Source organism: Mammaliicoccus lentus, from assembly GCF_002902755.1.
In the GTDB taxonomy this organism is placed as follows: Bacteria; Bacillota; Bacilli; order Staphylococcales; family Staphylococcaceae; genus Mammaliicoccus; species Mammaliicoccus lentus.
The window spans coordinates 14,770-24,739 of sequence record NZ_PPRS01000022.1 but is presented as its reverse complement, the minus strand read 5'-3'; the positions used below and the strand labels follow the sequence as shown (position 1 = coordinate 24,739).

The following is a 9,970-nucleotide window of genomic DNA, read 5'->3' as shown; positions in this document are numbered from 1 at the left end:
ACTAATTGTCATGGTAAAATCATGATAATGATTTATTAGACTAATTTTATTTAGAATTGAGGGATTTGTTTGAAAGACTTTGATAGTTATATCCCAAGATGGTTTCATGACTTTGTTCAATGGGGTAATGATTTAATTTGGACGCAAAACTTAATTTTCTTACTTTTACTGGCAGGAGTATTCTTCACAATTAGTTCTAGAGTTGTACAACTTAGATGGCTGCCAGAAATGTTTAGAATTATTTTTGAAAAGCCAGAAACACTTGAAGATGGGAAAAAAGGTATATCATCTTTCCAAGCATTTGCAATTAGTGCGGCTTCACGCGTAGGTACTGGTAATATTGCCGGTGTAGCTACAGCTATCGTTCTTGGTGGACCTGGTGCTGTATTCTGGATGTGGGTTATTGCATTTATCGGTGCAGCCAGCGCATTCTTTGAAGCTACTTTAGCTCAAGTATATAAAGTAAAAGATGAAGAGGGCGGTTTTAGAGGCGGCCCAGCATACTACATAGAACGTGGACTTGGTCAAAAATGGCTAGGTGTTATCTTTGCAGTATTAATTACAGTTACTTTTGCATTTGTATTTAATACTGTGCAATCTAATACAATTGCTGCATCTTTAAATGAGCAATATGAATTTTCTAATATTATAACAGGTGTTATTTTAGCTATTATAACTGGGATTGTTATTTTTGGTGGTGTTAGAAGTATTGCAACAGTATCTTCTTTCATCGTTCCAATTATGGCAGTCGGTTACATTATATTAGTAGGCTACATCTTAGCGATGAATGTTGATCAAATTATTCCAATGTTACAAAACATCGTAAAAAGTGCTTTTGGATTACACCCAGCATTTGGTGGTGCAATTGGTTTTGCATTAATGCAAGGTATTAAACGTGGGTTATTCTCAAACGAAGCTGGTATGGGTTCTGCAGCAAACGCCGCAGCAACTGCAGCCGTAAGTCACCCAGTAAAACAAGGTTTAATTCAATCATTAGGTGTATTTTTTGATACATTAATTATTTGTTCAGCTACTGCAATTATGTTACTGCTATATACTGACTTACAATTTGGAGCAGATGCAGAACAAGGTGTAGCAGTTACACAACAAGCTTTAACAACACATGTAGGTGAGTTTGGTGGTATATTCTTAACTATTGCAGTATTTATGTTTGCATTCTCATCTATTATTGGTAACTATTACTATGGACAAGCTAATATTGAATATTTAACGAAAAATAAATTTATAATGTTTATTTTTAGATTATTAGTTGTTGGAATGGTATTCGTTGGTTCAGTTGTACAAGTACAAACTGTTTGGGATACTGCAGATTTATTTATGGGATTAATGGCGGTTATTAATATCGTAGCATTATTCGGTCTAGCTACAGTCGTGTTTGAAGTAGCGAAAGACTATCGAGACCAAAGAAAACGTAAATTAAATCCAGTATTTAAAATAGAAAACTTAAAAGCAAACTTCAGTAATATTGAAGCTTGGGGCAATAACCCATATAGTAGAAATGAAGATACAGCAGTGAAAAAGAAAAATAAGCCAACTGTAGATTCAGAAGAAGAAAATGTTTCAGAAAATAAAGATGAAACTTTAAATGATGATAAGAAAGATCAATAATTATCATTTATAAAAAATGAATGAAAATGTTACTTAGGACTGCCGAGAAAATCGGCAGTCTTTTTTATGTTTTGAATGTAAAAATGAGGCTGAGACATGTATTTATGTCCCAGCCTCATTATTTTGTATATTCACTAAAATTATTTAAATAAATTAGCGATTGAATTAAAGATATCTTTAATTGCGTTGACGATTTTATCCCATAGTCCTTCGTCTTGTAATTTATCTTTAATGTTATTTCCTAAGTCTTCTGCTTTTTTCTTAGCATTTTTGAAATCATCTGACTTAACTATGTCATTAACATAATCTTTAGAGTTCTTAATAAAGTCTTTAGCATTTTCTCCATCGAAAATACCGTCTTTTTGAGCACTATCGATTACATTAACAATTTTGTTAACTTGATTTTCATTAATGATGTTTGTTAATCCGTTATCTTCAATTTTTTGATTTACGATATTTGTAATTTCAGTTACTGAAACATTCCCGGATTTTTCAGCAACTGCTTGTTTAGATTCTGCCACTGTCTTGTTAAGTTGTGATTGAGAGAATCCTTCTTGACCTTTATTCTCTTCAGATATCTCGTTTATTGTAGATAGCTCTTCTTGTGCTACTTGTGTTCTGTTTGAATCTATAGATTCACCTTGTGCTTCGAAGGCTTTATAAACCCCTGCAAGTGCACTTTCTCCTGTAACATCTTCACTTGACGCGATTGTAACGTCAGCATCTTTAATACCAGCTGTCATTAGAGCATTTTTGTAAGTATCTTCTGTAACTTTAGTGATTTGACCTTGATCTTGGTTGATTGTTAAATTCAAGCCACTACCTTTAGAAGTTTTCGTTATACGAATGCTAGATTTGAGTACATCGTTTGATGACTGCATATTCAAGTATTTATTTAAATCTTCAGCATTAACATATGTTGTTTTATCACTGTTTTTTGTACCTAAAAGATTTGAAGTTGTTTCTTTAGATGAAGGGTTATTCTCTAAAGCTGCTCCATAAACAGTAACTGCGTTATCCCAAGCTTCTTCAGTTACTGCTTGAGCTTGTTGCTTCGGATAAAAAATAGTAGCAATAACTAAAACGGATAGTATAGAAATAATGTATGTTTTTAAGTTTCTCACATGACTCACGTCCTATAAATTTATTGATATATTATATCTATCATTATATTAGCATCAATTGTATAATATGTAATAGGTCTTCAGAATGAGGTTTTTATATGGGAAAATATATTATCGAAAAAACACTCAATAATAATGTGTTAGTTGCTAACTATTATCAAAAAGAAGTAATTTTAATAGGCAAGGGGATTAGTTTTGGTAAAAAACAAGGTGAAGAAATTGATACAGATTTAATAGAGAAAGTTTACTTATTAGAATCTGAGAGAGATAAAGATAGATATACACAGTTATTAAACGGAACGAGTGAACACGTATTTAATACAATATTAGAAGTAGTAAATGGAATTGATAAACAGTTGGGCGGTAGTGTAAGTGAAAAAACGCTCATTTCATTAACTGATCATATTGTATTTGCAATAAAGCGAATAGAAGAAGGCATTCATGTTCATAATCCATTTTTAAAAGAGACAGAAGTGCTTTATCCAAGGGAATATCAAATTGCTGAAAACGCTGTTAAAGCTTTAAATGAAAAGTTAGATTTACAGTTTATTGAGTCAGAAGCTGGATTTATAGCATTACATATCCATTCAGCTGAAGAAAATCATTCACTTAACGACATAAATAATATAAAACAAATTATACAGAAGTCAATTATTATAATAGAAGAGGGCCTTGAAGTTAATATAGATAAGAATAGTATTAATTATAGTCGTTTTGTAAGACACTTACATTTTGCGATTCAAAGAGTCTTAGCAGATGAAAGAATTCCGGATGCAACTGATATTGAATTGTTATTGAAAGCGCAATATCCACTGTGCTATAATATTGCTGTAAAGATAGTGAAGATGATGCAAACACAGTTAAAGAGGCCAGTTTATGAATCTGAATTAGCATATTTAACAATGCACATCCAACGCTTTAATAATAACTTATAAATTGCGTGTTACTGTTTCGTCAGGCATGAGCAAATAAACATTACCTTATGGTAGGTTTCTTGCTCATGCCTTTTTTGTGCTGTAATTTATTGAGTTAAACAATGGGAGGGTTTTACAATGTTTAAGAAATTTTTTGGTCAATTACAACGTATTGGGAAAGCTTTAATGTTACCAGTTGCAATATTACCAGCAGCGGGAATTTTACTTGCGTTTGGTAACGCAATGAAAAACGCTCAATTTATTGAAATTGCACCTTGGTTAAAAACAGATATTATTGTAATGATTGCATCTGTTATGGAGTCTTCAGGTCAAATTATATTTGATAATTTACCTTTACTCTTTGCTATTGGTACTGCTTTAGGTTTAGCTGGAGGAGATGGCGTAGCAGGTTTAGCAGCGTTAGTAGGTTATCTTATTATGAATACTACAATGGGTGTTATAAAAGGCATTACAATAGATAACATATACTCTTATAGTAAAGGGGCTGAAACACTTAGCCAAGCTGCTAGAGAGCCATCACATGCATTAGTTCTAGGTATACCAACACTACAAACAGGGGTATTTGGTGGTATTATAATGGGAGCTTTAGCAGCCTGGTGCTATAACAAATATTTCAACATAAATTTACCACCATTTTTAGGGTTTTTCGCAGGTAAACGATTTGTTCCAATTATTACATCTGTAGTAGCCATCGTTACAGGTATTGTTTTGTCATTTGCTTGGCCACCGATACAAGAAGCTTTAAATAACTTATCTACATTTTTATTAGGTAAAAATTTAGCTTTAACGACATTTATATTTGGAATTATTGAGAGATCTTTAATTCCATTTGGACTACATCATATTTTTTATTCGCCGTTTTGGTTTGAATTCGGAAGTTATGTAAATAAAGCTGGAGAATTAGTTCGTGGAGATCAAAGTATATTTATGGCACAAGTTAAAGATAAAGTACCATTTACAGCTGGGGCATTTACTACTGGTAAATATCCATTTATGATGTTTGGTTTACCAGCGGCTGCATATGCAATATATCGTCAAGCTCGTCCAGAACGCAAAAAAGTTGTCGGTGGATTAATGTTGTCTGCAGGGCTTACTTCATTCTTAACGGGTATTACAGAGCCATTAGAATTCTCATTCCTATTCGTTGCACCAGTTTTATATGGAATACATGTTATATTAGCAGGTACTTCATTTTTAGTGATGCATTTATTACATATTCAAATAGGTATGACGTTCTCTGGTGGATTTATTGATTACGTATTATATGGTTTATTAAACTGGGATCGCACCAACGCAATATTGGTTATTCCAGTAGGTATCATTTATGCATTAGTTTATTATTTCTTATTTACGTTCGCAATTAAGAAATTCAATTTGAAAACACCCGGAAGAGAAGATAAAGAAACAGAATCACGTAAAAGTTCAGTATCAGAATTACCATTTGATGTGTTAGAAGCAATGGGTGGTCAAAATAACATCAAACATTTAGATGCTTGTATTACAAGATTACGTGTAGAAGTTTTAGATAAAACGAAAGTTGATAAATCAGAACTTAGAAGTTTAGGTGCTTCAGGTGTACTTGAAGTAGGTAATAATATTCAAGCGATATTTGGGCCTAAATCTGATCAAATAAAACATGATATGGGACGTATTATTTCAGGCGAAATTACGAAACCTAGTGAAACGACAGTTACGGAAGAAGGAGATAAAGAAAGTTTAGCTATTTTAGCTGAAGGCGGTGCAACAATTTATTCTCCTATTAAAGGTGAAATCATAGATATTAGTGAAGTGCCAGATAAAGTGTTTTCCGAGAAAATGATGGGTGATGGCATAGCAATTATTCCAGAAACAGGTGAAGTTGTAGCACCATTTGACGGTAAACTAAAAATGACATTCCCTACTAAACACGCTATTGGACTAGAATCAAAAGAAGGTATTGAGCTGTTAATTCATTTTGGTCTAGAAACTGTTCAGTTAGAAGGTCAAGGATTTGAAATATTAGCAGAAGCTAATACTGATATTATTAAAGGCCAACCTCTAATGAAAGTTGATTTAGATTATATTAAAAAACATGCAGATAGCACAGTAACACCGATTGTTGTAACAAACCTTAATGATTCTAAGTTAGAAACATTAGTTAAAGGAAAAGTAGAACAAGGCGATAAAATCTTTATTGTTAAATAGAATATATAAAGAGAAGAATCTTCAAATAGATTCTTCTCTTTTTTATTTTTTTATGATAAATCATAAAATTATTATGTAAACAATTGATGTAAAATTTTACTGTTAAACTTCGTCGATTAGGGTATAATAGACTATAAATTAATACAAGGAGGGCTATTCTTGGAAAAAGAATCACGAAGTCGAGGTTCGAACGGTAAAGAAACAAGATTTATGAGATTTTTTGGAGGCCGAGATATTTATTTTATTTTAGGTCTGCTTATACTCATTGGTTTAACGGTATTTATATTCCAAAAAGTTTCATTTATCTTCGAACCATTAATCACAGTAACGACAACTTTAATTGGCCCAATTATTGTTGCGTTTATAGCATTTTATTTATTTAACCCAATAGTAAACTTTATGGAAAGAATGAATATTTCACGATTATGGGGAATCCTTATTTTACTACTTATTATCATTGCTGGTATTACGTTTATAGTTACTTTATTGATTCCAGTCGTACAGCATCAAATAGAAAGTTTTTCAAAAAACTTACCTACTTATATAGATGAGTTTAGCGATAAAATTAAACAGTTATCCAAAAATTCGTTTATAGCGGATTATTACACTCAAGCTCAAAATTGGTTACAACAAAACTTTAGTGATATTCCTAAAAAAATATCAAATTCAGTAGGTAGTTTCGGAGACAAATTCCAATCATTTGTTTCTACTATTACGCATGTTGTTGTTATTATAGCGACATTCCCATTTGTGTTATTTTTCTTATTGAAAGATGGAGAAAAATTTAGAAACTATTTCATTAGTTTAATGCCTCCTAAATTTAGAAGAGATACACATGATTTAATTGATAAAATGAACCTTCAAGTTGGTTCATATATTCAAGGACAAATGATTGTAGCATTCTGTATTGGTGTATTACTATTTATTGGCTATTCAATCATTGGACTTGATTACGCATTAACATTAGCAAGTATTGCTGCTGTGACAAGTGTAGTGCCTTATCTAGGGCCTATGATAGCTATTTCACCAGCAATCGTATTGGCAGCGATTGATTCACCATTTATGCTACTTAAACTTGCAATCGTTTGGGCAGCAGTACAATTTTTAGAAGGGCATTTCATTTCGCCAAATATTATGGGTAAAACGATGAAAATTCATCCACTTACAATTATATTTGTATTGTTATGTGCAGGTAATTTAGCTGGCATAATAGGTGTTATTCTGGGAATCCCAGCATATGCTATTATTAAAGTAGCTGTAACACACGTATTTACTTTATTTAAACGCAGATATAATAAATATTATAAAGATGATTCAGGGCCATATGAAATAGAAGATAATAAGGTAATAAAAGAAAATTAATGATCTTCTACCATAAATCTAATTAAGAATAAATAAGACTAGCAGTGAAGAATTCTAATACAATAGAATTCTTCACTGCTTTTTTATATGTAATAGCTTTCAATCTATATATAAATACAAATTTATTGAAATTTATGGTATTATTTGGTAGAAGAAATGATTAAGAGGTCGAAATATGAAATTATTAAATAGTAAGAGCATTATTTCGTTTTTAAAAATTCCATTTATATGTCTAGTGTTTATAGTTGTCATTTATATTCTACATAATGAAATATCTAAAATTAACTTTAAAAAGACATTTGTGTTATTTAGAGAAATGGATACATTTATATTTGTCGGTATTGTTATTTTAGGTGTACTATCTGTCCTAATATTATCTTTATATGACGTGATGTTAAAGCAATCATTAAAAATTAAACTACCGCTACATAAAATTTTATCAATTAGTTTCATCATTAATACTTTTAATAGCATTTTAGGATTTGGCGGATTAATAGGTGCTGGAATTAGAATTTATTCATATAGAAATGAAGTCCAAGATAGAAAGGTGCTCATCAAGAGTGTGTCTTTATTATTACTTTCTATGTTAAGTGGGCTGAGTTTATTATGTTTATTAATTGTTCTGCATTTATTTAAAGTCGATGCATTATTAGATAATATTTCATGGGCTAAAATTGTTTTATACATCGGCAGTGCTTTTTTACCGATATTTATAATTTTTTCAATTTTAAAGCCTTCCACTGATAGATTATTAGGTGTTAAGTTCACAATAGTTTCAGCTTTCGAATGGTTAGCGGCGAGCTTTTTACTATATGTTATTTTACAGGCTCTAAATGTTCATGTAGATTATTCACATTTAGTAGGTATATTCGTTATTGCAGCTTTATCAGGACTAATGAGTATGATTCCAGGTGGATTTGGTGCTTTTGATTTAGTAATATTATTAGGCATTAAATCGTTAGGCGTACCAGAAGAACAAGTTCTATTGGCTTTATTACTGTATAGAATTGTTTATTATTTCTTTCCATTTATTATTGCTCTTGGACTGTCTACATTCGAGTTTGGGAGTATTATTAGAAAGTATATCGAAGAAAGCAAATTCTATACGCCTGCAATGGATACAACTTCATTTATTAAAGCTATTCAGAGAGATTTATTGACGAAAATTCCTTCTATCGCATTAGGATTATTAGTCGGAATAACTGGGTTTGTTTTATATTTTAATCATGTATTTATTTTATATGATGCTATTTATTCTCATCATTATACGTTTTATTCTATTTTACTAGCTTTACATACCGCTGCGACACTGCTTTTACTTATTTGTTCTAAAGGTGTAATGTCCGGGACAATGCGATCCACATTAATGAGTATTATATCAACGCTAGTATTAATGTTCGTGTCGATTTTAACGAACGGTACAATTATTGCATTTTTATGGTTAGCAATATTATTAATATTGTTATTTATAGGTTATAAGAATGCAAATGTCGTTAAAAAAATCGTTACACCTATAAAAATTTTGCTAAGTGGCTTACTCATTCTTGTCATGTTTATTTTCAACAGAATAATCACAGTGAATTATTTAAATTTATATCCACATGAAGTTACAAAATTTGATAAATATGCCGTATTTAGTCTGTTTATAGTTGTACTCGTATTATTATTACTTCTAGGAACAGTCATAACATTTATACTTTCTAAAAATAATCAAAGAAATTTAACTAAAGATTTTAATTTTGAAACGATTGAAAATATCATTCAAAAATATGAAGGTTCTTACGTGAGTCATCTAGCATTTACAGGCGATAAACAATTTTTTGTAAACGAAGATGAAGATGTATTTATTATGTATCGTCAAACAATGAATGCCGTCATTGTATTAGGTGATCCTATCGGAAATGAAGATAAATTTTCTGAAGTGTTAACTAAATTTTATGATCAAATGTATTTTTTAGGTAGAGACATCATTTTTTATCAAGTACAAACTAAATTACTTTCTTTATACCATGAATATGGAAATGTATTCTTTAAACTTGGTGAAGAAGCACTCATTAACCTAGATACATTTACCTTATCTGGAAAAAAGAAAAGAGGTATGCGCGCAACATATAATAAACTTGAAACTGAAGGTTATCGTTTTGAAATTTTAGAGGCGCCATATAGTGAAGAAGATATTCAAATGATGAAAACTATAAGTGATAATTGGTTAAATGGTAAAAAAGAAATGAACTTTTCAGTAGGCGCTTTTAATTTAAATTATTTAAATAAAGCTCCAATTGCTGTTATACGTCATGAAGCATATGGTATCGTAGGATTTTGTTCATTAATGTATACAAATTATAATCAGTCGATATCGATTGATTTAATTAGATGGAATAAAGATATTGATATAGCAGTGATGGATGCACTATATATTCACATGTTGCTTTGGGCTAAAGAACAAGGCTATAAACAATTTAATATGGGTATGGCTACATTATCAAATTTAGGTTATAACAAATATGCATACTTAAGAGAGAAATTTGCTGCTAAAGTTTTTGAAAATATGAACGGTATATATAGCTTCCAAGGTTTAAGAAATTACAAACAAAAATACCACCCAGATTGGGAACCAAGATTTCTAGTCTATAAAAAGTATAGTTCATTATTATGGAATTTAATAAGAGTGAGTTTAACGATAAATTATAAAATAAAAAATAACGATAACACCAAATAGCGAGGTGTTATCGTTAT

At 30.8% G+C, this 9,970-nt stretch carries 6 protein-coding genes; 5 read left to right on the top strand and 1 reads right to left on the bottom strand.

Annotated features, from left to right (window positions below; all coding sequences use genetic code 11):
- Positions 1 to 69 precede the first annotated feature (69 nt).
- Positions 70 to 1,629, top strand: coding sequence for a glutamine transporter AlsT (gene alsT / locus CD135_RS07560; RefSeq protein WP_103269150.1), 1,560 nt, complete (start codon positions 70 to 72; stop codon positions 1,627 to 1,629).
- 140 nt (positions 1,630 to 1,769) lie between these two features.
- Here the strand turns inward: alsT and CD135_RS07555 are convergent, their stop codons facing one another.
- Complete coding sequence (locus CD135_RS07555; RefSeq protein ID WP_070045235.1) at positions 1,770 to 2,753, bottom strand: DUF1002 domain-containing protein; 984 nt, start codon at positions 2,751 to 2,753, stop codon at positions 1,770 to 1,772.
- A gap of 98 nt (positions 2,754 to 2,851) precedes the next feature.
- Between CD135_RS07555 and glcT the strand changes: the two genes are divergently transcribed.
- From glcT to mprF, 4 genes are all read left to right on the top strand, one after another.
- Positions 2,852 to 3,688 (top strand): glucose PTS transporter transcription antiterminator GlcT, encoded by an 837-nt coding sequence (gene glcT / locus CD135_RS07550; RefSeq protein ID WP_064204985.1) that lies wholly within the window; start codon positions 2,852 to 2,854, stop codon positions 3,686 to 3,688.
- A 117-nt stretch (positions 3,689 to 3,805) separates the two neighbouring features.
- Positions 3,806 to 5,872: a glucose-specific PTS transporter subunit IIBC gene (ptsG, locus tag CD135_RS07545; protein WP_103269149.1), complete on the top strand. Its 2,067-nt coding sequence runs from the start codon at positions 3,806 to 3,808 to the stop codon at positions 5,870 to 5,872.
- Between the two features lie 210 nt (positions 5,873 to 6,082).
- Positions 6,083 to 7,234 (top strand): AI-2E family transporter, encoded by a 1,152-nt coding sequence (locus CD135_RS07540; protein WP_082892512.1) that lies wholly within the window; start codon positions 6,083 to 6,085, stop codon positions 7,232 to 7,234.
- Between the two features lie 175 nt (positions 7,235 to 7,409).
- The gene (mprF, locus tag CD135_RS07535; RefSeq protein WP_103269148.1) at positions 7,410 to 9,953 is read left to right on the top strand and encodes a bifunctional lysylphosphatidylglycerol flippase/synthetase MprF; all 2,544 of its coding nucleotides are present in this window, start codon (positions 7,410 to 7,412) and stop codon (positions 9,951 to 9,953) included.
- The last annotated feature ends 17 nt before the right edge of the window (positions 9,954 to 9,970 follow it).

What these genes read in the sequence shown, in the direction of transcription:
- ptsG (WP_103269149.1), top strand. Translation starts at nt 3,806, where the DNA reads ATGTTTAAGAAATTTTTTGGTCAATTACAACGTATTGGGAAAGCTTTA.
- mprF (WP_103269148.1), top strand. Translation starts at nt 7,410, where the DNA reads ATGAAATTATTAAATAGTAAGAGCATTATTTCGTTTTTAAAAATTCCA.
- CD135_RS07540 (WP_082892512.1), top strand. Translation starts at nt 6,083, where the DNA reads ATGAGATTTTTTGGAGGCCGAGATATTTATTTTATTTTAGGTCTGCTT.
- glcT (WP_064204985.1), top strand. Translation starts at nt 2,852, where the DNA reads ATGGGAAAATATATTATCGAAAAAACACTCAATAATAATGTGTTAGTT.